Here is a 25,041-nt window from a genome sequence, read left to right as displayed (position 1 = left end):
AGGAGTTCGACTGAAGCCGGATCGGTGACATGGCAATCGTCAAGGACGAGAACCAGCCTGGGCGCTGCCAGCTGTTCCAGAAAACCACGGACGGAGCGGAAGCCGGTCTGCGCCGTGGACTTCACGGCATCGGTCAAACCTTCTCGGTCGAAGCCCATGGTCAGCCGGAGGGTTGCGATCAACTCCTCGCGCTGCCAGGGCGGCAGCCTCTCCACCGCAGCGCGCACGAGATCGTGCTGGTCGTTGAACGCGTCCGAAAACAGACTGAATGGCGCTTCGTCATCGCGTCCATCCACTCTGCCGGTGAATACATGGGAGTTTCCGGAGCGAGCGATACCGGCGAACCTTCCCAATACCGCTGTCTTGCCAACGCCCGGATCTCCGGTTATTTTGACAAGCCGGGCGACCGGTTGCCGTGGCCCTGTTTGACAGAGGGCACTGCTCAGCGTATCCAAGACATCTTGGCGGCCGAAAAGCGTCTCTGTCTGTGTGGACGCGGGCGCAGAGTCTGCGATACCCCACGCCTCGGAATCGGGTGAAATAGTGGACTGACGTGGATTGCGGTCGGTACGTGCCATCGTCCCCCCGTCATGCCGAAAGGTGCACATCCATGTCGGCGTGGACCGCACCCCCGTGATTCGTACACTCCGCTTGGCACGTTAGCAGCACGGACGGGTGGTCGAACAGGCGTCTCCGTGGCGACGGATTGCCGATCACTCCTGAAACCTCTAGGTCGTACGCCGTCCTTGGTGTCCCTTTTACGGGGCCCGAGCTGTGGATGTTGACCGGAACTCATCGAATGAGTGACTGATTCGCGGAGGCTTGCGGTAGATCAACTATGGGTGTCTTGTTCGGGTCGTGGCGCGCCGGCGGTGGAGCGCCACGACCCGGAGGGCGGCCGCCCCCGGGCGCAGGGGATTTTGGCTGACCGGGACGCGGGGAGGCCGTTCGACCCTGCCCCCTGCCCAGGGTTATCCCCAGTGCCTAGGGAGCCCCGAAGCGGCCAGACTTGGCGCGTACTTCCTCTGTCCCGTGCACCTGCTGTGTCCGAGTGCGGGGCCGTCGCTGTTTGGAGGAACGCGTGAGCACGCGAATCTATGCACTCCCGGTCGACCAGACGCGGTGGCAGGTCCCCGGTGGTGGGACGACGGTATTCGACTGGGAATACGACGAAGGCCGCGACCGTCTGCTGAGCCTGTACGAGAAAGGCAAGCAGAAGCAGTGGGACGCGGCCGAGCGTCTCGACTGGTCGATCGACATCGACCTCGACAACCCGATGGGTGTGCCGGAACAGACAATCGCCATCTACGGGTCCCGGGTGTGGAGCAAGCTCAGCCAGAAGGAAAAGGGCGTCATACGCCATCACCTCGCCTCCTGGCAGTTCTCGCAGTTCCTGCACGGCGAGCAGGGCGCGCTGATCTGTTCCTCCAAAATCGTGCACACGGTGCCCGACCTCGACTCAAAGTTCTACGCGGCGACCCAGGTGATGGACGAGGCCAGGCACGTCGAGGTCTACTCGCGCTACCTCAGAGAGAAATTGGGGCTTGCCTACCCGATCAATTCCAGCCTCAAGTCCATCCTCGACGACGTCATATCCGACGCGCGTTGGGACATGACGTACCTGGGTATGCAGGTGCTCATCGAGGGTTTGGCGCTGGCCGCGTTCGGACTGATCCGGGACAATGCCACGGAGCCGTTGGCCCAGGCGCTCAACACCTATGTGATGCAGGACGAGGCCCGGCATGTCGCATTCGGTCGGCTCGCGCTGCGTGACTACTACCCCGAACTCACCCAGGCGGAACGGGACGAGCGCGAGGAGTTCTGCATCGAGGCGTGCTACCTGATGCAGGAGCGGTTCGTCGGGGAAGAAGTCTGGCGCAATCTCGACATCGACTCGGATGAATGCATTGAATTCATGCGCAACTCCGAGCATTTTCGCGCCTTCCGTAGCCATCTCTTCTCCCGGATCGTGCCGACGCTCAAGGACATCGGAATCTTCGGACCGAAGATGCGGCACGCGTTCTCCGAGATGGGAATCATCGGCTACGAGCATCACGACGTCGAGTCCTTGATGGAGCAGGACGAGAAGATCGCGGGCGATCTCGACCGCAGCCGAATCGAGCAGGTCGAGAAGGTGATCAAAAGGGGCGGCGACGAGGCCTGACGCCGCACCTCCCTCATACCCCCGGGCCGGATCCAGCCCTTCCACATCCAGCTTCCTCAGGAGCATTGAGCAGTGACGACTTCCGAACCGGCGCGCAAGAGTCCGGGCTCCCTCGCGGTGACGCTGACGGCGTCCGGGGGAACCTTTCTCGCGATGCTCGACTCAACGGTCACCAACTTGGCAGTGCCGGATCTCTCCAAGGACTTCGCCACCGCCTCGTTACCCGACCTCTCCTGGGTCATCAGCGCGTACGCGGTGTTCTTCGCGGCACTCCTGGTGCCGGCCGGGCGGCTGTCGGACGTACTGGGCCGCAGACGACTGTTCCTGCTCGGCATCGGGATCTTCACCGGGGCCTCGCTGTTGTGCGGTCTGGCGCCCAGTCTTCCGGTCCTGATCGCGACCCGCGCCCTGCAGGGGGCCGGCGCCGCCGCGATGATCCCGGCGTCGCTGGCCATCCTGCTCCTCGACGGGCCGACGGACCAACGGGTGAAGTCGATCGGTGTGTGGAGCGCGGCCTCCGCGTTCGCCGCGGCGGTCGGCCCCAGCGTCGGCGGGGTGCTGGTCGATCTGTTCGGCTGGCGCTCGGTGTTCTACGTCAACCTTCCCTTCGGCGTGCTGCTGATCTTCGCGGCCGTACGGCTGCTGCCCCGTGCGGTCGGCTCGGAGGAGAGGCGGATTCCGGACCCGCTGGGCACCCTCATGGTCGCTCTCGCGGTCGGTGTGATGACCCTGGGAGTCACGGAGGGCGGCACCTGGGGCTGGTGGGACGGCAGGACTCTGGCCTGTCTGGTGGGCGGGGCCGCCCTCGCGGTCGGCGCCGTGCTGCGCTCCAGGAAACATCCGGTGCCTGCCATCGAGACCTCTCTGCTGGGCAATCGCCCCTTCGCCGTCACGAACGTGGTGTCGCTTCTCTACGGCATGGCGCAATACCCGTGGCTGTTGGTCAGCGTGCTCTACCTGACCGGCTCCTGGCACTACTCCGAACTCAAGGCGGGCTTCGCCATGACACCGGGCGCGGTCGCGGCCTCCGTCGCCGCGCTGGCGATGAGCCGGCTCGCTCCGCGACTGGGAGGACCCCGAGTCGTCACGCTGTCCGGGCTGCTGATCTTCGAGGCGTGCGGCCTCTGGCTCGTCTTCGGGCTCACCGGCACCCCCTCGTTCCTGACCTTCTGGCTGCCGGCTGGATGCCTGGCCGGCATCGCCATGGGAGCGGTCACGATGGGGACCTCGGCCGCGGCGGCGCTGAGCGCCCCGCCCACCCGGTTCGCCGCGGCAAGCGGCATGAACACCACCGCGCGGCAATTCGGCGGCGCGCTCGGCATCGCCGCGCTGGCGGTGATCATGCAGCAGCGCACCGAGGACGGCGGCGGCGCGAGCCTCGACCCGTACACGGGCGTCTTCGTCTTCTCCACCGTCGCCGTTGGCGTGGCCCTGGTCATCAGTCTGTTCTGGCTGCGTCTCACCCCGCCGCCGCAGACGGCGGCCGGCGCCGCCGCCAAGGGCGGGACGGCGTCGGCTGCCTCCGAGGAACGGAGCCGTGGATGACGGAGCCCGGGCAGTACGAACCACGGCGCACCGCCCTGGTGACCGGTGCCAACAGAGGGCTCGGCAAGGAGATCAGCCGACAGCTCGCGGCGCTGGGGACGAGCGTGCTGCTCACCGCCCGGGACGAGGAGTCGGGCAGGGCCGCCGCAGCCGAACTCGAGGCCGAGGGTGGTGCCGTCCGGTTCGCACGGCTGGATGTGACCGAGGAGAAATCGATCCGTTCGGTCGCCGAGCTCGTCGACGCGTCCTTCGGCGGTCTCGACATCCTCGTCAACAACGCGGGAGTGAGCGGATTGGTCCGGGGGGAACGCCCGCCTCTGGATCGGATACGCGTCGACACGTTGAGGAGCACCCTCGAGACGAACTTCGTGGGAGCGTTCGCGCTCACCCAGGCCTTGCTGCCCGCACTGCGCACGGCGGGGGGCCGGGTGGTGAACGTGACCAGCGCGCTGGCCACCTTCGCACGGGCCGCGGGTGGCGGTCCGGTGGGACGGGCGGACCTCATTCCCTACTGCGCGTCCAAGGTGGCCCTGAACATGACCTCGGTGCTCCTCGCCGACCAGTTGAGGGATTCGGGCGTCACCGTCTGCGCGGTCTCTCCCGGATACGTCGCGACCGACATGAACAACTTCGCGGGTACGAGAACGGTTCGTGAGGGTGCGCGGACCGTGGTGCGCTTCGCCACCGCGGCCCCCGATCAACTGCCCGACCGTGCCTTCATCACGGAGGAGGGCGTCGCGCACTGGTGAGCGGCGACCCCGATGGCCTTCTCCTGATCCGCGAACCCCGAGCACCCGGTGACGCGGCGGAGCCCGGTCGCATCTCGCGATGGTTCTGCGCGAGGTGCGACCGGGCTCGGGTGGCGGTGGGGGAGCGGGACGGCACCGCGCCCCTCGGTTCGCCTCGAACCGAGGGGCGCGGCACGAGCCCCGTGTGTCTGATTCAGACGGCCGTCCCGGCCGAGTCGTTCTGGATGTCGCGCCGGGACAGGGCCAGGTAGGCGACGAAGCCGACGATGGCGACCGTCCAGGAAGCGGTGACCGGGCCGAGGCCGAGTGCGAGACCGCCGCGCGCGTGGCTGAGAGCCATCCAGTCGGCGACCGACGCGCCGAGCGGGCGCGTGATGACGTATGCGGTCCAGAAGGCGGCGACCGCGTTCAGGGAACCCCAACGGTGGGCGACGGCCGGGACCGCGATGGCGACGGCGTACAGGACGGCCGAGCCCAGGTAGCCGAGGCCGATGGTGGCGGAGAGGTCTCCGGCCGCGGTGCCGAGCGCGAAGGTCGCGAGCACGGTGGCCCAGTAGAAGACCTCGCGGCGGCGGGTGCGGATGCTGTGGATGGAGAGCGTGCGCTCACTGGCGTACCAGACGGCGAACACGGCGCCGAGCACGATCATGAAGAGCGGCGTGGAGATCGCGTACGGCACACCGAGACCGACATGGAGCACATCCGCGGCCATCGTGCCGAACACGCTGACCATGACGATCGCGGTCCAGTAGATCCAGGCCACATAACGGCGTACGGCGAACTGGAGCGCCAGCGAGGCCACGAGCGCCAGCCCGCCGAGCCCGACGGCGGGGATGGGCCCGAGCCAATGGGCCAGGAAGTCGGAGGCAGTCTCGCCCATTCCGGTGGTCAGCACCTTGATCACCCAGAAGTACAACGTGACTTCCGGGACCTTGCTCGCCAGGACGGCGACAGGCGGGGCGCTTCGAGAGTGACGGGTGAGGTGCTCGGTGCTCATGACCCGCACAATGACACGCCCCACCGGCCCTGCCACAGAGGTCTTTGCCATCGCTTGGGAGCTTCTGGAGCAGGACTTGCCGGGGGCCGCGACGAGCCTGAACACAACCTGAACGGCCCGGCTGAATGCCTGGTCGGCGCCATGATCCCGGTGATACGAAGGGAGGTCGCGCGCGGCTCGCCCGTGCCGGGTCGGCGGGCGCGACCCGGGTCGGCCCGCAGGTCCTGAGAGTGTTCCCCGAACGCGCCGAGAGTGTCCCCGGACGTGCCGAGAGTGTCCCCCGGAACCGATCCTGGCAACCCTTGGGCGCCGCATCGTGTGCGTGCCGGGCCGCCGGCACGGCCGGCCGACGCGACTTCACGTGGATCTGCGGCGCGTATCCGAGCACCGTCGCCGGATCCCACGCCAACCGCGCCCGTCACTCTCCGCTCACCAGCACCACCTCCAGGGTGCGCGGACCATGCACCCCCTCGACGCGGTCCAGCTCGATGTCGCTGGTGGCCGAGGGGCCGGAGATCCAGGTCAGCGGACGCGCCGGATCGAGGCGTTCCATGACCTGCGGTACGGAGGCCACCACCTGGCCGGGCACCCGGACGACACAGATGTGGTGGTCCGGGATCAGGGTGATCCGGCGACGGCCCTGGTCCGGGCTGCCGTCGAGGACGATCGTGCCGGTCTCGGCGACGGCGACCGCGCACGCGGTGACCACACTGTCGACCGCGTCCAGTTCGTGCGGAGTTCCCGCCGCCAGGTCCGCGACGCGCGTCACCTCGCTCTTCGCCAGCCAGGCCTTGTCCAGACCCGCCGGTACGACGACCGACCTCGCGCCCCGGTCCGCGAGCAGCCCGGCGATCGTCGCCGCCAGGTCGCCGACCGCGCAGCGGTGCACCACGGCCCGGTAGTCCGCCAGGTTCTCCGCGAGCAGATCCACCGTCTCCGCGACACTGCGCGCACCGTGCTCGCGCAGATAGCTCCGGTCGACGGCCTGCTCGTACTGAGGGTCCCTCCCCGGCCGTTCAGGCACTGGGGGAGTGTCGTCCTGCGGCACGTCCGTGAGGGCCCTCCTCACCCGGCCGAGGATCAGATCCCTGCTGCTCACTTCGTCGTGTCCTTTCCGCCCCGCGTACGCTGCCACCACTCGCGGAACGACTTCGCCGGAACCGTGGGCAGTTCACGGGTCGCACTCCACGCCCGGCCGGGACCCGGCAGGGTCCGCGGGTGGAACCGGCGGGTCCGGGACGCGAGCCGCTGCCCGGCGCCCAGCGCGCCGGGGTGACTGAACGCCCATCGCGCGGCGCGCATCGCCGCCCGCTCGGCGGCGTGCCCCTTGGCCGGCTTCAGCACGACCGTGTTGCCGTCCCGCGTCGCCCGGCCGCCCTGCGCGATCCGTTCCCGCAGATGGACGAGGACCTCCGGGATGTCGATGGCGACCGGGCAGACCTCGTAACAGGCGCCGCACAACGAGGAGGCGAAGGGCAGCGAGGCGTCGATCTCGCTGGCCGTGCCCCGCAGTTGCGGGCTGAGGATCGCGCCGATCGGGCCCGGGTAGACCGAGCCGTAGGCGTGGCCGCCCGCCCGCTCGTACACCGGGCAGACGTTGAGACACGCCGAGCAGCGGATGCAGCGCAGCGCCTGGCGGCCGACCTCGTCGGCCAGCGTGTCGGTGCGGCCGTTGTCGAGCAGGACCAGATGGAAGTTCTGGGGGCCGTCCCCGTCCGTGGTGCCCGTCCAGGTCGAGGTGTACGGGTTCATTCGCTCGGCGGTCGAGGAGCGGGGGAGCGTCTGGAGGAACACTTCCAGGTCCCGCCAGCTCGGCACGATCTTCTCGATGCCGACCACCGAGATCAGGGTCTCGGGGAGCGTCAGGCACATCCGGCCGTTGCCCTCGGACTCGACGACCACGAGGGTGCCGGTCTCGGCGACCATGAAATTGGCGCCCGAGATGCCGACCTTGGCGCGCAGGAACTTCTCGCGCAGATGCAGGCGCGCCGCCTCGGCCAGCTCGGCGGGCGTGTCGGTGAGTCCCTCGGGCGCCGGGCGGCCCCACGCGCCCATCTCGCGGACGAAGATGTCACGGATCTCGCCGCGGTTGCGGTGGATCGCCGGGACGAGGATGTGTGACGGCCGGTCCTTGCCCAACTGCACGATGAGTTCGGCGAGATCGGTCTCGTACGCGTGGATGCCCGCGGCCTCCAGGGCCTCGTTGAGCCCGATCTCCTGGGTGGCCATCGACTTGACCTTGACGACCTCGCTCTCGCCGGTCATCTTGACCAGGGCCGTGACGATCCGGTTGGCCTCCTCGGCATCGGCGGCCCAGTGCACGACGCCACCGGCCGCGGTCACCGACTCCTCCAACCGCACGAGATAGCGGTCGAGATGACGGAGCGTGTGGTCCTTGATCCGCTTGCCCGCCTCGCGCAGCTCCGCCCAGTCGGAGACCTCGGCGACGGCCTTGGCCCGCTTGGCGCGGATGGTGTGGGTGGCGTGCCGCAGATTGCCGCGCAGGGTGGGGTTGTTCACGGCCTCCTGCGCGGCCTTCGGGAAGGCCGGCATACCGACGAACGTTCCGCTCATGCGTTCGGCTCCTTGTCCGTGCCCGCTCCCGATCCCGCTTCCGTGCCCGTTGAAAAGTCCGCTTCCGTGCCGGCTTCCGTACTCGCTTCCGTACTCGCTTTCGTACCCGCCTCCGTACCCGCCTCCGTGCTCGCCAGGATCTCCGCGATGTGCACCGGCCGCATGTTCGTCCTGAGGCGGCCCATCGTGCCGCCGATGTGCATCAGACAGGAGTTGTCCGCGGCGCACAGCACCTCGGCGCCCGTCGACTCGGCGTTGCGCACCTTGTCGGCGCCCATCGCCGCCGAGACATCGGGGTTCTTGACGGCGAAGGTGCCGCCGAAGCCGCAGCACTCGTCGGCGCCGGGCAGCTCGCGCAGCTCAAGTCCCGCGACCGCCTGGAGCAGTCGGCGCGGCCGGTCGCCCAGTCCCAGACTGCGCAGGCCGTGACAGGTGGGGTGATAGGTCACCGTGTGCGGGTAGTACGCCCCGACGTCCGTCACACCGAGGACGTCGACGAGGAACTCGGTGAGCTCGTACGTCTTCGGCACGACCGGCGCCAGTGTCCGGGCCAGGGTGTCGCCGCGCCCCTCCGCGCGGGCCCGTTCGCCCATCCGCGGATACAGCTCGCGCACCATCGCGCCGCACGATCCGGACGGCGTCACGATCGCCTCGTACTCCCCGAAGACATCGGAGAAATGCCGGGCGAGCGGCTCGGCCTCATGGCGGTACCCGGTGTTGTAGTGCGCCTGGCCGCAACAGGTCTGCCCCATCGGGAAATCGACGTCGACACCCAGCCTGGTCAGCAGTTTCACCACGGCACGGCCGGTGTCCGGATACAGCGTGTCGTTGACACAGGTCAGGAACAGGGCGACACGCATCGCGGCTCCTTGGTCTCGGTCATCGGATGGGTGCAGGGTACGGGGCGGGCACGCGACGAGGGAGGCAGCGCGCGCCCGCCGTCTCGGCGCGATTTCGCGCTGCGCCGCGCAGTGGCCACGTCACGGTGTGCGCTCCACTGTGTGCGTTTCATGTTGTGCGCCCCACGGTGCGGGTTTCACGATGTACCCAGCCTCGCCTCGGCCGCGCGCCACGCCGCCGGGTCGCCCCGCGGCTCGTAGCGGCGGAGCGGCTGGGTGCGCGCCACCAGCGCGCGCATCTCGGCGCGGTCGCCCACCAGCCCGTGCGCCCGCGCCTGGACGAGGACATTGCCGAGCGCGGCCGCCTCCGCCGGGCCCGCCACGACCGACAGACCGCAGGCGTCGGCGGTGAGCCGGCACAGCAGCTCGTTGCGGGTGCCGCCGCCGACGATGTGCACGACGTCGACCGGATGGCCGGCCAGGGACTGCGCCTGCTCGATCGCCCGGCGGTGCGCGAGCGCGAGGGAGTCGAGGATGCAACGGGTGATCTCGGCGCGGGACTCGGGCACCGGCTGTCCCGAGGCCCGGCAGGCCTCCGCGATCCGCGACGGCATCCGGCCCGGCGCGAGGAACGCCGCGTCGCCCGCGTCCACGACGGAACGCAGCGGCGCCACCCCGGCGGCGGCGGTGAGGAGCTCCCCCAGATCGGGGTGGCCCCATTCGCGTACGCATTCCTGGAGCAGCCACAGGCCCATGATGTTGCGCAGATAGCGGACCGTGCCGTCCAGGCCCAGCTCGTTGGTGAAGTTGGCGGCCCGGCTCGCCTCGGTGAGGACGGGAGCGTCCAGTTCCAGGCCCGCAAGCGACCAGGTGCCGGTGCAGATGTACGCGAACCGCTCCCCGGTCGCGGGGACGGCGGCCACCGCCGAGGCGGTGTCGTGCGAACCGACCGTCGTCACCGGCACCGGGCCGGTCGTCCCGGTCTCCTCCAGCACCCGCGGCAACAGTGTCCCGGCCGGGTCGCCGGGACGGCGCAGCGGTGCGAACAGCCCGAGATCGATGCCCAGTCGCTCCGCGACACCGTACGACCAGTCGCGGGTCCGCGGGTCGATCAACTGGGTGGTGGAGGCGTTGGTGAGCTCGGTGCCCGCCTCGCCCGTGAGCCAGTACGCCAGCAGATCCGGGATGAGCAACAGGCGCTTCGCTGAGGCGAGTTGGGCGGAGGAGCGAGCGGCCGCCAGCTGGTAGAGGGTGTTGAAGGGTGCGTACTGCAGCCCCGTCGCCGCGTACAGTTCGGCGGCGGGCACGCTCGCCCACACCTTCTCCGCGACGCCCTCGGTGCGGGCGTCGCGGTAGTGCACCGGGTTGCCGAGCAGCGCTCCGTCCGCGTCCAACAGGGCGTAGTCCACCGCCCAGCTGTCGATGCCGACGGAGTCGACCTGCCCGGCCGCGCGCAGTCCGTCGAGGACCCCCGCGTACAGCGCGAGGATGTCCCAGCGCAGCCCCTCGGGGACCCGGACCGGCCGGTTCGGGAAGCGGTGCGTCTCGGTCAGGCCGAGCGTGTCGCGCCCGACGCGGCCGACCATGACACGCCCGCTGGACGCGCCGAGGTCGACCGCCGCGTAGGTGTGCGAGCGGGTGGGCCGGGCGTGGGTGTGCGGGGCAACGGTGTGCGGGGCGCTCATGGACGTCATCGCAGGAACGCGGCGGCGACGCCGGCGTCGACCGGGACGTGCAGCCCCGTGGTGTGCGTCAGGTCCCCGCCCGTCAGGGCGAACACGGCGTTCGCGACATGCTCCGGGAGCACCTCCCGCTTGAGGATGGTCCGCTGCGCGTAGAACTCGCCGAGCTTCTCCTCCTCGATGCCGTACGTCGCCGCCCGCTGCGCGCCCCAGCCGCCCGCGAAGATGCCCGAGCCGCGTACGACTCCGTCCGGGTTGACGCCGTTGACCCGGATGCCGTGCGCGCCCAACTCGGCGGCCAGCAACCGTACTTGGTGTGCCTGGTCGGCCTTGGTCGCGGAGTAGGCGATGTTGTTGGGGCCTGCGAAGACGGCGTTCTTGGACGCGATGTAGACGACGTCGCCGCCCAGGCGCTGCGCGATCATCACCCGGGCCGCCTCGCGCGAGACGAGGAATGAGCCGCGGGCCATGATGTCGTGCTGGAGGTCCCAGTCCTTGGCGGTGGTCTCCAGCAGCGGCTTGGAGATGGAGATGCCCGCGTTGTTGACCACCAGGTCGACCCCGCCGAAGGCCAGCACCGCCGCCTTGAAGGCCTCGATGATCTGCTCCTCGGAGGTGACGTCCACGCCCACGGCGACGGCCTTGTCGGGACCGCCCAGTTCGGCGGCGACCCGCTCGGCGCCCTCGGCGTTCAGGTCCGCGACGACGACACACGCGCCCTCCGCCACCAGCCGTTCGGCGATGGCCCTGCCGATCCCGCTGCCCGCGCCCGTCACCAGGGCGACCCGGGTGGCGAGGGGCTTGGGCTTCGGCATCCGCTGGAGCTTGGCCTCCTCGAGGGCCCAGTACTCGATGCGGAACTTCTCCGACTCCTCGATCGGCGCGTACGTCGAGACGCCCTCGGCGCCCCGCATCACGTTGATCGCGTTGACGTAGAACTCGCCCGCCACCCGTGCCGTCTGCTTGTCCTTGCCGAAGGAGAACATGCCGACTCCGGGGACCAGCACGATCGCCGGGTCCGCGCCGCGCATCGCGGGGGAGTCGGGCAGCGCGTGCCGCTCGTAGTAGGCCGCGTACTCCACGCGGTACTCGGCGTGCAGCTCCTCCAGCCGGGCGAGCGCTTCGTCGAGGGAGGCGGCCGGCGGCAGGTCGAGGACGAGCGGCCTGACCTTGGTGCGCAGGAAGTGGTCCGGGCACGAGGTGCCGAGCGCCGCGAGCCTTCGGTGTTCGGCGCGGGCGAGGAAGTCGAGCACTTCGTCGGAGTCGGTGAAGTGGCCGACCTGAGGGCGGTCCTGGGAGGCGATGGCCCGGATGTGCGGCGCGAGCGCGGCGGCCCGCTCGCGGCGGTCCTCCGGGGCGAGTGCCTCGTACCCCTCGACGACGGGCCCGAAGGGCTCCGCCTTCCCGCGGTCGGCGAGGAAGGCCTCGGCGGTGCGGATGATGTGCAGCGAGTTGCGCTCGCACTCCTCGGCGGTGGCGCCCCACGCGGTGATGCCGTGACCGCCCAGGACACAGCCGATCGCCCCCGGGTTGGCCTCCTTGACCGCCGCGATGTCCAGGCCGAGCTGGAATCCGGGCCGGCGCCACGGCACCCACACCACACTGTCGCCGAAGCACTCGGCGGTCAGCTTCTCCCCGTCGGCCGCGCAGGCGAGTGCTATCCCCGAGTCGGGGTGCAGATGGTCGACGTGCGGCGCGTCGACCAGCCCGTGCATCGCCGTGTCGATGGACGGCGCGGCGCCGCCCTTGCCGTGCAGGCAGTAGTCGAACGCGGCGACCATCTCGTCCTCGCGCTCGACGCCCGGGTACACCTCGGTCATCGCCCGGAGCCGGTCGAGACGCAGCACCGCGAGTCCGGCCTCGGTGAGGGTGCCGAGGTCGCCGCCGGACCCCTTCACCCACATCAGCTCCACGTCACCGCCGGTCACGGGGTCGGTGTCGGTGCCCTTCGCGGAGGTGTTGCCGCCCGCGTAGTTGGTGTTGCGGGGATCGGCGCCGAGCCGGCGCGACCGGGCCAGCAGAGCGGCGGCTTCGGGATGGGGTGCCATGGTCATGGTCCTTAGGGAGAGTGAGTACGTGCACTGGGGAACGAACCCGACGAGAAACGCCCCGTCAGGGGCGCGGGGAACGGCGCGACCGGCCCACGACGGCCCGCAGCCCGGTGGCCACCTCGCGGGGCAGACGCGGTACGGGGTTGGACCCCGGCCCGCCTCGTGGGGCAGACACGACACGGAGGGCTGGGCTTCTGCCCGGCAGGGCCCGCGCCTCGTGGCGGAGCAGCGGCACCAGGGCCGGAGCCGGCTCCGCTCACGCCCCTTGGGGAAGAGAAGGCGCGCCGGGTACAGGGCCTAGGCCCCCCACCCGGCCTGGGTGCCCCCGACCCGCTCTGCGGCGATCCGCTCCGCCCACCCGGACCGGTGGTACGCGGCGACCGGGTCGGGGTCGAGCCCCAGCTCGGCACGGACCTCGGCGAGCAGCGGACGTACGTCCGTGTTGTACGCGTCCATCACCACGGCGTTCGCGGCGAGGACATCCCCGCTCCGCTGGGCCTCGGCGAGCGCGGAGCGGTCGACGAGGAGGGCCTTGGCCGTGGCCTCCTGCACGTTCATCACCGAGCGGATGATCGCCGGGATCTTCGCCTCGATGTTGTGGCACTGGTCGAGCATGAAGGCGACGTCCGGGGTGAAGCCGCCGCCGCGGATCACCTCGTACATGATCCGGAACAGCTGGAACGGGTCGGCCGCGCCCACCATCAGGTCGTCGTCGGCGTAGAAGCGGGAGTTGAAGTCGAACGCGCCGAGCTTGTTCTCGCGCAGCAGCGTGGCGACGATGAACTCGATGTTGGTGCCGGGGGCGTGGTGCCCGGTGTCGACCACGACCTGCGCCTTGGGTCCGAGCTTGAGGCAGTGCGCGTAGGCCGTGCCCCAGTCGGGGACGTCCGTCGCGTAGAAGGCGGGCTCGAAGAACTTGTACTCCAGCAGCATCCGCTGGTGGTCGCCGAGCCGCGCGTAGACCTGCGCCAGGGCCTCGGACAGCCGGTCCTGGCGCTCGCGCAGGTCGTCCTGGCCGGGATAGTTCGTCCCGTCGGCGAACCACAGCTTCAGGTCCTTCGAACCCGTCGCGTCCATGATGTCGACGCATTCGAGCAGATGGCCGACGGCCTTGCGGCGCACCGCCGCGTCCGGGTGGCAGACGGAGCCGAGCCGGTAGTCGTCGTCCTGGAAGGTGTTGGAGTTGATCGCGCCCAGTTTCAGGCCGCGCTCCTCGGCGTGCTTCGCCAGCGCCGCGTAGTCGTCGACCTTGTCCCAGGGGATGTGCAGCGCGACGGTCGGGGCCGCGCCGGTGAACTCGTGCACCTTGGCCGCGTCGTCCAGCTTCTCCTGCGGGGTCCGGGGCACGCCCGGTTGCGCGAACACCTTGAATCGGGTTCCCGAGTTCCCGTACGCCCACGACGGCGTCTCGACGGCCTGGGTCTTGAGCGCGGCCTTCACCGCGGCGAACTCGGTCACTTCGGGACTCCTACGACTTCGAATGGGAACGGCTTCTTGAACTACTTCGACGGCTTCCTGAACCGCTTGGCGACGGCCGCGCCGGGCACCTCCCGCGGCAAGCGCCGACGGGCTTCCCGAGGGGCTTCCCGTAGGACTCCCCGTAGGGCTTCCCACGGTCCTGCTCGCAGGGCTTCCTGAACACAGCGTCTGAAACGATTCAGGAGGTGAAGCTATGAGCCCTCCGAAGGGCTGTCAACCCCTCCGGCGTGGACCGCTCGCCGTGACCCTGTTGTGACACATGGCCGTCGAAGAATTTCGACACGAACCCATTGACGCGACCTGGGTGACCTGTCTAACGTCCCGGCAATCCAATTGAAACCTTTCACGACGCTGTGGGGGCCGTCCCGCCGGCGTCGTCGAGGAGCCCCTCATGACCCACCCGTCCGACACGGGACCGACCCCGGTGCTGGCGCTGAAGGACCTTTCGAAGTCCTTCGGTGCCGTACGCGCCCTGCGGGACGTGTCCCTGGAACTGTTCCCCGGCGAGGTGCACGCGCTCGCCGGAGAGAACGGCGCGGGCAAGTCGACCCTCATCAAGACGCTCGCCGGCGTGCACCGACCGGACGCCGGCCAGGTGTTGCTGGACGGCGAACCCACCGTCTTCCACGGCCCCGCCGACGCCCGCGACGCGGGCATCGCGGTGATCTACCAGGAGCCCACGCTCTTCCCCGACCTCTCGATCGCCGAGAACATCTTCATGGGCCGCCAGCCCCGGCGGGCGCTCGGCCGCATCGACCACAAGGCGACCCACGCGGCGACCGCCGCCCTGATGAAGCGCCTCGGTGTCGAACTCGACCCCGAGCGCCCGGCGCGCGGTCTGTCCATCGCCGACCAGCAGATCGTCGAGATCGCCAAGGCGCTCTCCTTCGACGCCCGCGTCCTGATCATGGACGAGCCGACCGCGGCCCTCACCGGCAGCGAGGTGGCCCGCCTGTTCGGCGTGGTCCGCACCCTGCGCGAGCAGGGCTCGGCGGTGCTGTTCATCTCGCACCGGCTGGAGGAGATCTTCCAGATCTGCGGGCGCGTCACGACGTTGCGCGACGGGGCGCTGATATCCAGCGAGCCGCTGGAGGGCATGACGGAGGACGACCTGGTACGCCGGATGGTCGGCCGCGACCTCGACGAGCTCTACCCCAAGCAGGACGTCGAGGCGGGCGAAGTCGCCCTGAGCGTGCGCCGACTGACCCGGGAGGGCGTCTTCACCGATGTCTCTTTCGACGTCCGGCGCGGCGAGATCGTCGGACTCGCCGGGCTCGTCGGCGCCGGCCGCACGGAGGTCGCGCGGTCCGTGTTCGGCGTCGACCGCTGGGACGCCGGAGAGGTGGAGGTCGACGGCCACGCACTGACGAACGGCGCCCCCTCCACCGCCATGGCCGCCGGGCTCGCCCTCGTCCCCGAGGACCGGCGCGCCCAGGGCCTGGTGATGGAGATGTCCATCGAGCGCAACATCGGCCTGACCGGGCTGCGTACGACGGTCAGGGCGGGCCTGATGGACCGCGGGGCCGAGCGCAGCCGCTCCCTCGACTGGGCGGTCAAGCTCCAGGTGAAGTACGCCCGGATCGCCGACACCGTCTCCACGCTCTCCGGCGGCAACCAGCAGAAGGTCGTGCTCGCCAAGTGGCTGGCCACCGGCCCCAAGGTGCTGATCGTCGACGAGCCCACCCGGGGCATCGACGTCGGCACCAAAGCCGAAGTGCACCGGCTGCTCAGCGAGTTGGCCGCCGACGGGGTGGCCGTCCTGATGATCTCCTCCGATCTGCCCGAGATCCTCGGCATGGCCGACCGCGTCCTCGTCATGCACGAGGGCCGGCTCACCGCCGAGATCCCACGTTCCGAAGCCACCGAGGAATCCGTGATGGCCGCCGCCACCGGGAGGGCCGCCGCATGACAGCCATCGAGAGGGCTGCCCGAATGACCCCGATCATCCCCCGGAGGGCCGCCGCATGACGGTGACCGCGCCCACCCCCGCCCCCGCCACCGAGGTGCCCAGGTCCAGCGGCACCCGGCTGGTGGACCGTGTCTTCAAGATGCGCGAACTCGCCATCCTGGCGGTCTTCCTGGTGATGATCGCCATCACCCAGATGGGCAACAGCGAGTTCCTGTCCGAGCAGGGCATCAAGGACCTGCTGCTGAACGCGACCATCCTCGTGCTGGTCGCCACCGGCCAGTCCCTCGTCGTCATCACCCGCAACGTCGACCTGTCCGTCGGCTCGACGCTCGGCGTCAGCGCCTTCGCGGCGGGCACCTATCTGCAGGGCGGCGGCAATCCCGTCGTCGCGGTCGTCCTCGCGGTGCTGCTCGGCATCGGCTGCGGACTGGTCAACGGCACGCTCGTCAGCCTCGGCCAGGTACCCGCGCTCGTCGTCACCCTGGGCACCCTCTACATCGTCCGCGGCATCGACTCCATCTGGGTCGGCTCCCGTCAGATCACGGCGGCCGATCTGCCCGGCGGATTCGTCGACTTCGGCTCCGGCGGCATCTCGGCGGTCCCGTATCTCGCGCTGATCGCCCTGGCCGTCCTGGTGGTCGCCGCGTACTACCTCAAGCACTTCGGCAGCGGCCGCGAGCTGTACGCGCTCGGCTCCAACCCGGAGGCCGCGCGGCTGGCCGGCATCCCGGTCCGCAACCGCATCCTGACCGCCTACATCGTCTGCGGCGGTCTCGCCGGTCTCGCCGGAGCCCTCTACCTCGCCCGGTTCGGCAACGTCGACTCAGGCACCGGCACCGGTTACGAACTCACCGTCGTCAGCGCTGTCGTGGTCGGCGGCGTCGTCTTCACCGGCGGCTCCGGCAGCGTCTACGGGGCCGCGCTCGGCGCCCTGCTGCTCACCTCCATCAACAGCGTCCTGCCCGCCCTCGGAGTCAGCTCCGTCTGGGTGCTCGCCATCAACGGCATCCTGCTCATCCTCGCCATCGCGGTCGACCGGATCGTCGCGCTGCGCGTGGCCGCCGCCCTGAAGAAGAGGAACGCCCGCCATGGCTGACTCCGCTCTCGCGCGCGCCGTCCGCTGGGACACGGTCGTCGGCGCCCTCCTCATCGTCCTGCTGCTCTTCTCCTTCTCCTTCGTGGACGGCTTCGGCAACGCCCTCAACCTGTCGTTCCTGATCGGCAACACCCTGCCGATCGCGCTGATCGCCCTGCCCATGACCCTGCTGGTGGTGGCCGGCGAGATCGACCTCTCCGTCGCCTCCACGGCCGGGCTCTCCGGCTCGGTGATGGGCGCCCTGTGGAACCAGGGCATGTCGATCGAGACGATCATCCCGCTCTGCCTGGTGCTCGGCGTGGTGTGCGGGCTCGTCAACGGCCTGCTGGTGACCCGGCTCGGGCTGCCGTCCCTCGCCGTCACCATCGGCACGCTCGCCGCCTACCGGGGCATCGCGCAGATCGTGCTCGGCTCCGACGCGGTCACCGACTTCCCCACCCAGTACCAGGACTTCGCGGCCGGACGCTTCGGGGACACGTTCGTCCCGCAGGCCCTCCCGCTCTTCCTGGTGCTGCTCGCCGTCGCCGTGGTCGTCCTGCACGCCACCCCCTTCGGGCGCTCCGCCTTCGCGATCGGCGCCAACGAGGAAGCTGCCCGGTTCGCCGGCATCCGGGTCAAGCGGCAGAAGCTGCTCCTGTTCGTCGCGACCGGCTTCATGGCCTCCCTGACCGGTGTGTTCTGGGCCCTGCACTACGCCAGCGCCCGCTACGACAACGCCACCGGGCTCGAACTCTCCGTCGTGGCCGCCGTCCTGCTCGGCGGCATCGACTTCGACGGTGGCAAGGGCACGCTCGGCGGCGCGATAGCGGGAGTGTTCCTGCTCGGCTCGCTGCAGAACGTGATGAGCCTCCTCAATGTCTCCGCGCAGTCGCAGATCGTCGTCACCGGCGTTCTGCTGGTCGTCTCCGTGCTCGGCCCCCGGGTCGCGCGGCAGATCTCCGTAGCGAGGGCGGGCCGCAGAGCCGCCTCGACTCCGATCTAGTAACCCCGCTCCGCTCACCCTCGTAAAGGAACCCTCAGCCATGCGCAAGTCTTCGATCCGCCGCACCTGCGCGGCGCTCGCCGCAGTCACCTCCCTCGCCCTGGCCGTCACCGCCTGTGGCGGCACCACCAAGAACGACGTCAAGGACACGGGCGGCTCCAACGCCGCCGCCGGCGCCAAGGCCGACCCGAACGCGGCCACCAAGAAGGGGCTCACCGTCGGCTTCCTGCCCAAGGCGGTCAACAACCCCTACTTCACCTCCTCCGACAAGGGCGGCGAGAAGGCGCTGACGGAACTGGGCTCGAAGTACAAGGAGGTCGGTACCAACAGCGCCACCGACACCAGCGGCCAGGTGAGTTACGTCAACACGCTCACCCAGCAGCAGGTCGACGCGATAGCGGTCTCCGCGCAGGACCCGGGCGCCCTGTGCACCGCGCTCAAGCAGGCCATGACGAACAAGATCAAGGTCGTCACCTACGACTCCGACACCAAGGCCGACTGCCGCAACGCCTTCGTCTCGCAGGCGAGCGCCGAGGACCTGGGCCGCACCGAGGTGCAGCTGCTCGCCAAGCAGATCAACTACAAGGGCGAGATCGCGATCCTGTCCGCGGGGCAGACCGCGACGAACCAGAACACCTGGATCGACTTCATGAAGGAGGAGCTGAAGGACCCCAAGTACAAGGACGTCAAGCTGGTCAAGGTCGCCTACGGCAACGACGAGGCCCAGCAGTCCTTCCAGCAGACGCAGGGCCTGCTCCAGGAGCACCCGAAGCTCGCCGGGATCATCTCCCCGACCACCGTCGGCATCAAGGCGGCCGCGCAGTACCTGTCCGGCTCCAAGTACAAGGGCAAGGTCAAGCTGACCGGCCTCGGCACCCCCAACGACATGCGCAAGTACGTCAAGAACGGCACCGTCGAGGGCTTCGAGCTGTGGGACCCGGCGAAGCTCGGCGAGCTGGCCGCCCGTACGGCCGTGGCGCTGTCCTCGGGGCAGATCACCGGCAAGGAGGGCGAGACCTTCAAGGCCGGCGACATGGGCTCCTTCACCATCGGCAAGGACGGCGTGATCAGCCTCGGCAAGCCGACCGTCTTCGACGCCAAGAACATCGACCAGTTCAACTTCTGACGGTCCGACGGTCCGACCTGCTGACGTCCTCACATTCTGGCGTCCTGACGGTCTCGCCGGACCGACTCCCGGGCCCCGGAGGGTCATTGATGCAACGTGTGTGCTTTCTGCTGAAGGTCCGTGCGGACCGCCTCGACGAGTACCGCGAGCGGCACGCCGCCGTGTGGCCCGAGATGCTCGACGCGCTCTCGGCCACCGGCTGGCATAATTACTCGCTCTTCCTGCGCGAGGACGGCCTGCTGGTCGGTTACCTGGAGACCGAGGACTTCGAGGCCGCGCGGGCCGCCATGGAAGCCACCGACGTCAATGCCCGCTGGCAGACGGAGATGGCGCCGTTCTTCACCTCGCTGGACGGCGCCAGACCCGACGAGGCCATGAGACCTCTCACCGAAGTGTTCCACCTCGCCTGAACGGCCGAAGTGTTCCACCTCGCCTGAACAGCCCGCCCGACTTGGCTGAACAGCCCGTCCGACCCACCCGCCCGCAGCCCGATCGAGGAGCCCGTACATGAGACGACGCACCGTGCTGACGACGGCCCTGCTGGGCGCCGTGGCGGGCCCAGCCATGACCGCCGGGACGGCGCGAGCGGCCGACCCCGGCCCCTCCGTCACCCTGACCGGCACCACCCAACTCGACTCCCAAGCCATCTACTTCGTCTCCTACGACGGCCTGGTCAACAACAACTCGTTCCAGAAGAACGGCCTGTTGACCTACCGTGGCTACCAGTACGCGGCCTGGTACACCGCCGACCGCAGCGCGGTCGTGGCCCGCCGGGCGCTCGGCGGCACCACCTGGTCCAAGATCACGCTCGGCCACAAGCTCAAGAGCGACGACTCCCACAACGTCATCTCCATGGGCGTCTCCCGGACCGACGGCCGGCTGCACCTGAACATGGACTCGCACAGCGACGGCTTCTTCTACGTCAAGTCGGTGGCCGGGCTGCTCGACAACGCCGCGTCGACGGCCTGGACCTCCGCTGTCCTCGGGGCCGTCCAGACCTCCCTGGACGGACTCGCGCTCACCACGCAGTTCACCTATCCGCAGTTCGTCGCGACCCCGGACGGCGGCCTCCAGCTGAGCTACCGCGTCGGCGTCTCCGGGAACGGGCGCAACGCCCTCGCCGAGTACGCCGGTTCGTCCTGGACCGCGCTCGGCGAGTGGTCCGCCTCCACGGGGACCTACACCAGCGCGCACGGGTCGAGCACGGCCCGGAACATGTATCTGCACGGGATCGACTACGACGTGAACGGCCGGTTGCACTCCTTCTTCACCTGGCGCGAGCAGAACGCCGCCGTGATGTGCAACGCCGGCGGCATCACCAATCACGACACCGGTTACGTCTACTCCGCCGACCGGGGCCGTAGTTGGCGCAACGACGCGGGCACCGTCGTCGGTACCACCGGAACCTCGGGCACGGTCGCCGTCACCGACGCCGGGCTCGTCGTCGACTCCCTCGACCCCGACCACTCCCTGATGAACCAGGAGAGCCAGACCACCGACTCGGCGGGCCTGCCGCACGCGATCATCAGCTATGTGCCCGGACGCTTCGGCCAGTGCACCACCGACTACGTCACCGACCGCACGGCCAACGGCCGGGCCTTCCACCTGCGGAAGAACTCCTCGGGCGGCTGGACCAAGACCGAGATCCCGGTCGCCCTGAACTCCAGCCAGCGCACCAAGCTGGTCCTCGACCGGTACGACAACGCCTACGCGATCATGCCGTTCGGGCGGATCGCCGGCGCCTCGAAGTCCTCCGGACACACCGACTGGAAGCTCCTGTTCGACGGCAGCGGTCTGAACGCCTTCGGCGAGGTCGTGATCGACGAGACGCGCGTCCCGCAGGACGGAACGCTGTCCGTGATGTATCAGGAGAAGTCCAGCGGGACCACGCCCTCGGCGCTGCACGTCGTCGATTTCCGGCTGCCCTCATGACCACTGAATTCGACCCGCTCGCGGGTAATGTGAGGGCCTGCCTGCCGCTTCTCGTTCTCCTGGAGGTTCCCGCCTGATGGCCCAGTCGGTGGGTATCAAGGACGTCGCCCGTGCCGCCGGAGTCTCCGTCGGAACGGTCTCGAACGTGATCAACCGCCCCGACTCGGTGGCCTCCGAGACGAGGGCACGCGTCCTGTCCGCCATCGACCGGCTCGGCTATGTACGCAGCGAGTCGGCCCGCCAACTGCGGGCCGGGCGCAGCCGGATCATGGGGCTTCTCGTCCTCGACATGGGCAACCCGTTCTTCGTGGACGTGGCGCGCGGCGCCGAGCGCGCGGCACGGGACACCGGACTCGGGGTGATGGTCTGCAACAGCGCGCAGTCCCCGAGCGAGGAGGCCGACTATCTGTCGCTCTTCGCCGAGCAGCGGGTGCGCGGGGTGCTGCTGACGCCCACCGACGCGAGCGGGCGCAACATCGAGGCGTTCCGCCGCAACGGCATCCCCTTCGTGCTGGTCGACCGGGTCGCCGAGGGCACCACCGAGTGCTCGGTCTCGGTCGACGACGTGGCGGGCGGCGCGCTCGCCGTCCGGCATCTCGTGGACGCGGGACACCGCTCGATCGCGTACGTCAGCGGTCCGCCCGGCCTCAGCCAGGTCAGGGACCGCCGAACGGGCGCGCTGAACGCTTTGGCCGAGGCGGGCCTCGGCCCGGCGAATCTGCGCGAGCTGCCGACCGAGCGCCTCGACGTGGCCGCCGGGCGCGACGCCGGTGCCCGGCTCCTGGGCCTCGCCGAGCGGCCCACCGCCGTCTTCTGCGCCAACGACCTGCTCGCCCTCGGCGTCCTGCAGGCCATGTACGCGGCCGGCGTCGGCGTGCCCGACGACCTCGCGATCGTCGGCTACGACGACATCGAGTTCGCGGCCGCCGCGGCCGTACCGCTCACCTCCGTGCGCCAGCCCGCCGTGACCATGGGCGCCCTCGCGGCGGAGCTGCTCCTTGAGGAGATCGACGCCGAGACCGCGCCGACGCCCCACGAACACCGGCGGGTCGTGCTCCAGCCGGAGCTGGTCGTGCGCCACTCCAGCCTGGCGGCGCGCTGACCAGCGGTTCAGTTCCCGGCCACGGCCTGCTGAGTCACTGTTCAGTTCATTTTCTTGATCCCCGGGCCGCGGAGCCCGGGGATGATGTGCTCAACTGGGACGCAGCCTGGAATCCGTAACGTCTCGGGAGCCCTGTTGACCGTCAGCTACCGCCAGCCCGGTGTCGTCCTCACCGACCACCGCTTCACCGTGCCCCTCGACCACGACCACCCGGCGGGCGAGACCATCGAACTGTTCGCCCGCGAGGTCGTCGCGAGCGACAAGGCGCACCAGACCCTGCCCTGGATGGTGTACCTCCAGGGTGGCCCCGGCTTCGGGGCGAATCGTTTCGTCGGCCGTCAGGCCTGGCTCGACCGGGCGCTGAAGGACTTCCGCGTCCTGCTGCTGGACCAGCGCGGCACCGGACTCTCGACGCCCGCCAACCGGCAGACGCTCCCGCTGCGCGGCGGCCCCCGCGAGCAGGCCGACTACCTCGCGCTCTTCCGCGCCGACTCGATCGTCCGGGACTGCGAGGCCATCCGGCCCGGACTCACCGGCGGAGCGCCCTGGACGGTCCTCGGCCAGAGCTTCGGCGGCTTCTGCACCGTGCGCTATCTGTCCAGCGCTCCCGAGGGACTGAGCGCCGCCGTCGTCACCGGCGGCCTGCCCTCCCTCGACGGCCACGCGGACGACGTCTACCGCGCCGCCTACCCGCGCATCGAGCGCAAGGTCGCCGCGCACTACGCGCGCTACCCGCAGGACGTCGAGCGCGCCCGCCGGATCGCGGAGTACCTGCTCCAGCACGAACCGGTCCTGAGCGGCGGCTACCGCCTGACCGTCGAGGCCTTCCAGTCGCTGGGCATCCTGCTGGGCGGCAGCGAGGGCAGCCACCGGCTGCACTACCTGCTGGAGGACGCCTTCGTCCGCACCCCGCAGGGCCCGGCGCTCTCCGACGCCTTCCAGGAGGAGGTCCAGGGGCTGCTCTCGTATGCGGGGCACCCGCTGTACGCGCTGGTCCACGAGGCCTGCTACGCCCAGGGCGACCGCCCCACGGCCTGGTCCGCCGAGCGCGTGCGCGCCGAGTTCCCGCAGTTCGACGCGGCCAAGACCCTCGCGGACGACGGACCGCTGCTGTTCACCGGCGAGTCCGTGCACCCCTGGTTGTTCGAGACCGACCCGGCGCTGCGCCCGCTGCGGGAGACCGCCGAGGAACTGGCCGCCCGCACCGACTGGGCGCCGCTGTACGACCCGGCCCGCCTCGCCGCGAACGAGGTACCGGTCGCGGCGGCGGTCTACCACGACGACATGTACGTCGACGCGGAGCACTCCCTGTGCACCGCGCGTGCCGTCCGGGGCCTGCGCACCTGGGTGACCGACGAGTTCGAGCACGACGGGGTACGGGCCGGGGGTCCGCGTGTCCTGGACCGGCTGCTGGCGCTCACCCGCGACGAGGTCTGACAGGTCCGCACCCCGCGCCGTCCGGCCCCGTCAACGGGTTCCGCCGGACGGCGCAGCCGTGTCCGGCACCGGTCGCCGACGACCGGACGCGGACATAGCGTCGCAGACGACATGAAGTCGTCTGCGGATCGAGGGACCGGCATGAGTGTTCTGGTGCAGAACCAGAGTGCGGCGTGGAACCAGAAGCTCTACGACACCATTTTCGAGCGGGTGATCCCGGACCGCGCGAAACCGCCCGCCGGGCTCGTCGCCCACTACAGCGCGCCCCTCGCGTCGGGCGGCTTCCAGGTCGTCGACGTATGGGAGTCGGAGGACGCCTACCGGCGGTTCGAGGCGGAGGTCATCGCGCCCGCCGCGCAGGACCTCGGCCTGCCTCCGTTCGACACGACGGTGGTCGAGATCCACAACTCCCTCGTCGTGTAACGGCTTTCCCCGAACCCTTCATCCGGTAAGCGGCGCCTCCTAGGATTCTGACGGTCTGTCAGAATCCTGAGGGGGTACGGATGATCGACACCACGCGTACGGACATCCCGGCCGGCGAGGAGCGGCTGCGCCTCGACGTCGAGGGCGGGATCGGCGTCCTCACCCTGTGCCGCCCGGCGAAGCTCAACGCGTGGAGCTGGGAGTCCACCCGTCAGCTCGGCCTGTTCGCCGACCGGATCCGCTTCGACGCGTCGATCCGGGTGGTGCTGCTGCGGGCCGAGGGACGCGCCTTCTGCGCGGGGATCGATGTGAGCGCCCCGGGCGGCGCGATCACCGGCCGCTCGGGTGCCGAGCGTGCCCGCGCGTACTACGAGGGCATCCGCTGGGCGCACGAGCGCTTCGCGGCCTTCGCCCGGCTGCCGCAGCCGGTCGTCGCGGCCGTCCAGGGCTACTGTCTCGGCTTCGGGTTCGAACTGGCGCTGATGGCGGACATCAGGATCGCCTCCCGCGGCGCCGTGTTCGCCCTGCCCGAGGCCCAGTTGGGGCTGTCCGTCGACGCCGGCGGGGACCTGCGGATCGCGCGCGAGGCGGGCGCGGGGTGGGCGAAGTTCCTCGCGCTGACCGGGAGACGGCTCGACGCGACGACTGCCGAACGTCTGCATCTCGTCCAACTCATTTCGGACGAAGGTGAATTGGACAAGACGGCCCGGGCCGTCGCCGCGGAGATCGCGGCGAACGGACCGCTCGCCGTGCAGGGCGTCAAGCACGACATCGACGCGTACGCCGACGCCGGTCTCGCCGCGGCCCTGGACCGGACCGCCCTGTCGGCCGCGCTCACCCTGACCTCCGACGACGCGGCGGAGGGATACGCGGCCAAGGGCGCCCGCCGCGCGCCGCGTTTCGAGGGAAAGTGACCGACGTGTTTTGATCGGTCACTCTTCCGTAGGACGAGGC

Annotated in this window: 20 protein-coding genes and 1 pseudogene; 13 read left to right on the top strand and 8 right to left on the bottom strand. The window is 69.9% G+C overall.

Annotation, left to right across the window (positions count from 1 at the left end; all coding sequences use genetic code 11):
- Nucleotides 1-14: 14 nt before the first annotated feature.
- Nucleotides 15-578, bottom strand: a pseudogene (locus ACFYR3_RS21175) (AAA family ATPase); the annotation flags it as partial.
- A 503-nt stretch (nt 579-1,081) separates the two neighbouring features.
- Here ACFYR3_RS21175 and ACFYR3_RS21170 point away from each other — a divergent pair.
- From ACFYR3_RS21170 to ACFYR3_RS21160, 3 genes are all read left to right on the top strand, one after another.
- Nucleotides 1,082-2,164, top strand: coding sequence for a ferritin-like domain-containing protein (locus ACFYR3_RS21170; protein WP_355840566.1), 1,083 nt, complete (start codon nt 1,082-1,084; stop codon nt 2,162-2,164).
- A gap of 72 nt (nt 2,165-2,236) precedes the next feature.
- Entirely contained in the window at nt 2,237-3,709 is a 1,473-nt protein-coding gene (locus ACFYR3_RS21165; protein WP_355840565.1) for an MFS transporter, read from the top strand.
- Nucleotides 3,706-4,458 carry an SDR family NAD(P)-dependent oxidoreductase gene (locus ACFYR3_RS21160; RefSeq protein ID WP_356780714.1) on the top strand — a complete coding sequence of 251 codons (753 nt, stop codon included), beginning with the start codon at nt 3,706-3,708 and terminating at the stop codon, nt 4,456-4,458. Before ACFYR3_RS21165 ends, ACFYR3_RS21160 begins: the two co-directional genes overlap by 4 nt.
- 193 nt (nt 4,459-4,651) lie before the next feature.
- Here ACFYR3_RS21160 and ACFYR3_RS21155 read toward each other — a convergent pair whose 3' ends face one another.
- The 7 genes from ACFYR3_RS21155 to rhaI all read right to left on the bottom strand — a co-directional run bounded on the left by ACFYR3_RS21155 (nt 4,652) and on the right by rhaI (nt 14,059).
- Nucleotides 4,652-5,455, bottom strand: coding sequence for a hypothetical protein (locus ACFYR3_RS21155; protein WP_355840564.1), 804 nt, complete (start codon nt 5,453-5,455; stop codon nt 4,652-4,654).
- A gap of 418 nt (nt 5,456-5,873) precedes the next feature.
- A complete protein-coding gene (locus tag ACFYR3_RS21150; RefSeq protein ID WP_355840563.1) occupies nt 5,874-6,554 on the bottom strand; it encodes an LUD domain-containing protein in 681 nt (226 codons plus the stop codon).
- Entirely contained in the window at nt 6,551-8,029 is a 1,479-nt protein-coding gene (locus tag ACFYR3_RS21145; protein ID WP_355840562.1) for a LutB/LldF family L-lactate oxidation iron-sulfur protein, read from the bottom strand. The genes ACFYR3_RS21150 and ACFYR3_RS21145 overlap by 4 nt, the downstream gene beginning before the upstream one ends.
- The gene (locus tag ACFYR3_RS21140) at nt 8,026-8,889 is read right to left on the bottom strand and encodes a (Fe-S)-binding protein (protein ID WP_355840561.1); all 864 of its coding nucleotides are present in this window, start codon (nt 8,887-8,889) and stop codon (nt 8,026-8,028) included. Before ACFYR3_RS21140 ends, ACFYR3_RS21145 begins: the two co-directional genes overlap by 4 nt.
- Nucleotides 8,890-9,065: 176 nt before the next feature.
- Nucleotides 9,066-10,553 (bottom strand): rhamnulokinase family protein, encoded by a 1,488-nt coding sequence (locus tag ACFYR3_RS21135; protein WP_389284318.1) that lies wholly within the window; start codon nt 10,551-10,553, stop codon nt 9,066-9,068.
- A gap of 5 nt (nt 10,554-10,558) precedes the next feature.
- A complete protein-coding gene (locus ACFYR3_RS21130; RefSeq protein WP_389284316.1) occupies nt 10,559-12,598 on the bottom strand; it encodes a bifunctional aldolase/short-chain dehydrogenase in 2,040 nt (679 codons plus the stop codon).
- A gap of 300 nt (nt 12,599-12,898) precedes the next feature.
- Nucleotides 12,899-14,059, bottom strand: coding sequence for an L-rhamnose isomerase (rhaI, locus tag ACFYR3_RS21125; RefSeq protein WP_355840558.1), 1,161 nt, complete (start codon nt 14,057-14,059; stop codon nt 12,899-12,901).
- A gap of 412 nt (nt 14,060-14,471) precedes the next feature.
- On the opposite strand from rhaI, the gene ACFYR3_RS21120 reads away from it, so the two are divergent.
- From ACFYR3_RS21120 to ACFYR3_RS21075, 10 genes are all read left to right on the top strand, one after another.
- Nucleotides 14,472-15,989: a sugar ABC transporter ATP-binding protein gene (locus ACFYR3_RS21120; protein ID WP_355840557.1), complete on the top strand. Its 1,518-nt coding sequence runs from the start codon at nt 14,472-14,474 to the stop codon at nt 15,987-15,989.
- Nucleotides 15,990-16,044: 55 nt separating this feature from the next.
- Nucleotides 16,045-17,085, top strand: coding sequence for an ABC transporter permease (locus ACFYR3_RS21115; protein WP_355840556.1), 1,041 nt, complete (start codon nt 16,045-16,047; stop codon nt 17,083-17,085).
- Entirely contained in the window at nt 17,078-18,067 is a 990-nt protein-coding gene (locus tag ACFYR3_RS21110; protein WP_355840555.1) for an ABC transporter permease, read from the top strand. The genes ACFYR3_RS21115 and ACFYR3_RS21110 overlap by 8 nt, the downstream gene beginning before the upstream one ends.
- A 40-nt stretch (nt 18,068-18,107) precedes the next feature.
- A complete protein-coding gene (gene rhaS / locus ACFYR3_RS21105; protein ID WP_389284313.1) occupies nt 18,108-19,193 on the top strand; it encodes a rhamnose ABC transporter substrate-binding protein in 1,086 nt (361 codons plus the stop codon).
- Between the two features lie 89 nt (nt 19,194-19,282).
- A complete protein-coding gene (locus ACFYR3_RS21100; protein WP_355840553.1) occupies nt 19,283-19,603 on the top strand; it encodes an L-rhamnose mutarotase in 321 nt (106 codons plus the stop codon).
- Between the two features lie 97 nt (nt 19,604-19,700).
- The gene (locus ACFYR3_RS21095; RefSeq protein ID WP_389284311.1) at nt 19,701-21,125 is read left to right on the top strand and encodes a BNR repeat-containing protein; all 1,425 of its coding nucleotides are present in this window, start codon (nt 19,701-19,703) and stop codon (nt 21,123-21,125) included.
- A 76-nt stretch (nt 21,126-21,201) separates the two neighbouring features.
- On the top strand, nt 21,202-22,227 hold the full coding sequence (locus tag ACFYR3_RS21090) for a LacI family DNA-binding transcriptional regulator (RefSeq protein WP_355840551.1): 1,026 nt from the start codon (nt 21,202-21,204) through the stop codon (nt 22,225-22,227).
- A 135-nt stretch (nt 22,228-22,362) separates the two neighbouring features.
- Entirely contained in the window at nt 22,363-23,664 is a 1,302-nt protein-coding gene (locus tag ACFYR3_RS21085; protein WP_389284309.1) for an alpha/beta fold hydrolase, read from the top strand.
- 141 nt (nt 23,665-23,805) lie between these two features.
- Nucleotides 23,806-24,087, top strand: a complete 282-nt coding sequence (locus ACFYR3_RS21080) for a hypothetical protein (RefSeq protein ID WP_355840549.1) — start codon at nt 23,806-23,808, stop codon at nt 24,085-24,087.
- A gap of 80 nt (nt 24,088-24,167) precedes the next feature.
- On the top strand, nt 24,168-25,001 hold the full coding sequence (locus ACFYR3_RS21075) for an enoyl-CoA hydratase/isomerase family protein (RefSeq protein ID WP_356780744.1): 834 nt from the start codon (nt 24,168-24,170) through the stop codon (nt 24,999-25,001).
- The last annotated feature ends 40 nt before the right edge of the window (nt 25,002-25,041 follow it).

This window comes from Streptomyces sp. NPDC005784 (assembly GCF_042871525.1).
In the GTDB taxonomy this organism is placed as follows: domain Bacteria; phylum Actinomycetota; class Actinomycetes; order Streptomycetales; family Streptomycetaceae; genus Streptomyces.
Note: the sequence above shows the minus strand (reverse complement) of the source record. Positions and strands in the feature narration are given on the sequence as shown.

Coding starts and splice junctions, on each gene's coding strand:
- ACFYR3_RS21140 (WP_355840561.1), bottom strand. CDS start 8,889: ATGCGTGTCGCCCTGTTCCTGACCTGTGTCAACGACACGCTGTATCCG.
- ACFYR3_RS21110 (WP_355840555.1), top strand. CDS start 17,078: ATGGCTGACTCCGCTCTCGCGCGCGCCGTCCGCTGGGACACGGTCGTC.
- ACFYR3_RS21075 (WP_356780744.1), top strand. CDS start 24,168: ATGATCGACACCACGCGTACGGACATCCCGGCCGGCGAGGAGCGGCTG.
- ACFYR3_RS21090 (WP_355840551.1), top strand. CDS start 21,202: ATGGCCCAGTCGGTGGGTATCAAGGACGTCGCCCGTGCCGCCGGAGTC.
- ACFYR3_RS21155 (WP_355840564.1), bottom strand. CDS start 5,455: ATGAGCACCGAGCACCTCACCCGTCACTCTCGAAGCGCCCCGCCTGTC.
- rhaS (WP_389284313.1), top strand. CDS start 18,108: ATGCGCAAGTCTTCGATCCGCCGCACCTGCGCGGCGCTCGCCGCAGTC.
- ACFYR3_RS21100 (WP_355840553.1), top strand. CDS start 19,283: ATGCAACGTGTGTGCTTTCTGCTGAAGGTCCGTGCGGACCGCCTCGAC.
- ACFYR3_RS21145 (WP_355840562.1), bottom strand. CDS start 8,029: ATGAGCGGAACGTTCGTCGGTATGCCGGCCTTCCCGAAGGCCGCGCAG.
- ACFYR3_RS21135 (WP_389284318.1), bottom strand. CDS start 10,553: ATGAGCGCCCCGCACACCGTTGCCCCGCACACCCACGCCCGGCCCACC.
- ACFYR3_RS21120 (WP_355840557.1), top strand. CDS start 14,472: ATGACCCACCCGTCCGACACGGGACCGACCCCGGTGCTGGCGCTGAAG.
- ACFYR3_RS21160 (WP_356780714.1), top strand. CDS start 3,706: ATGACGGAGCCCGGGCAGTACGAACCACGGCGCACCGCCCTGGTGACC.
- ACFYR3_RS21080 (WP_355840549.1), top strand. CDS start 23,806: ATGAGTGTTCTGGTGCAGAACCAGAGTGCGGCGTGGAACCAGAAGCTC.
- ACFYR3_RS21115 (WP_355840556.1), top strand. CDS start 16,045: ATGACGGTGACCGCGCCCACCCCCGCCCCCGCCACCGAGGTGCCCAGG.
- ACFYR3_RS21130 (WP_389284316.1), bottom strand. CDS start 12,598: ATGGCACCCCATCCCGAAGCCGCCGCTCTGCTGGCCCGGTCGCGCCGG.
- ACFYR3_RS21095 (WP_389284311.1), top strand. CDS start 19,701: ATGAGACGACGCACCGTGCTGACGACGGCCCTGCTGGGCGCCGTGGCG.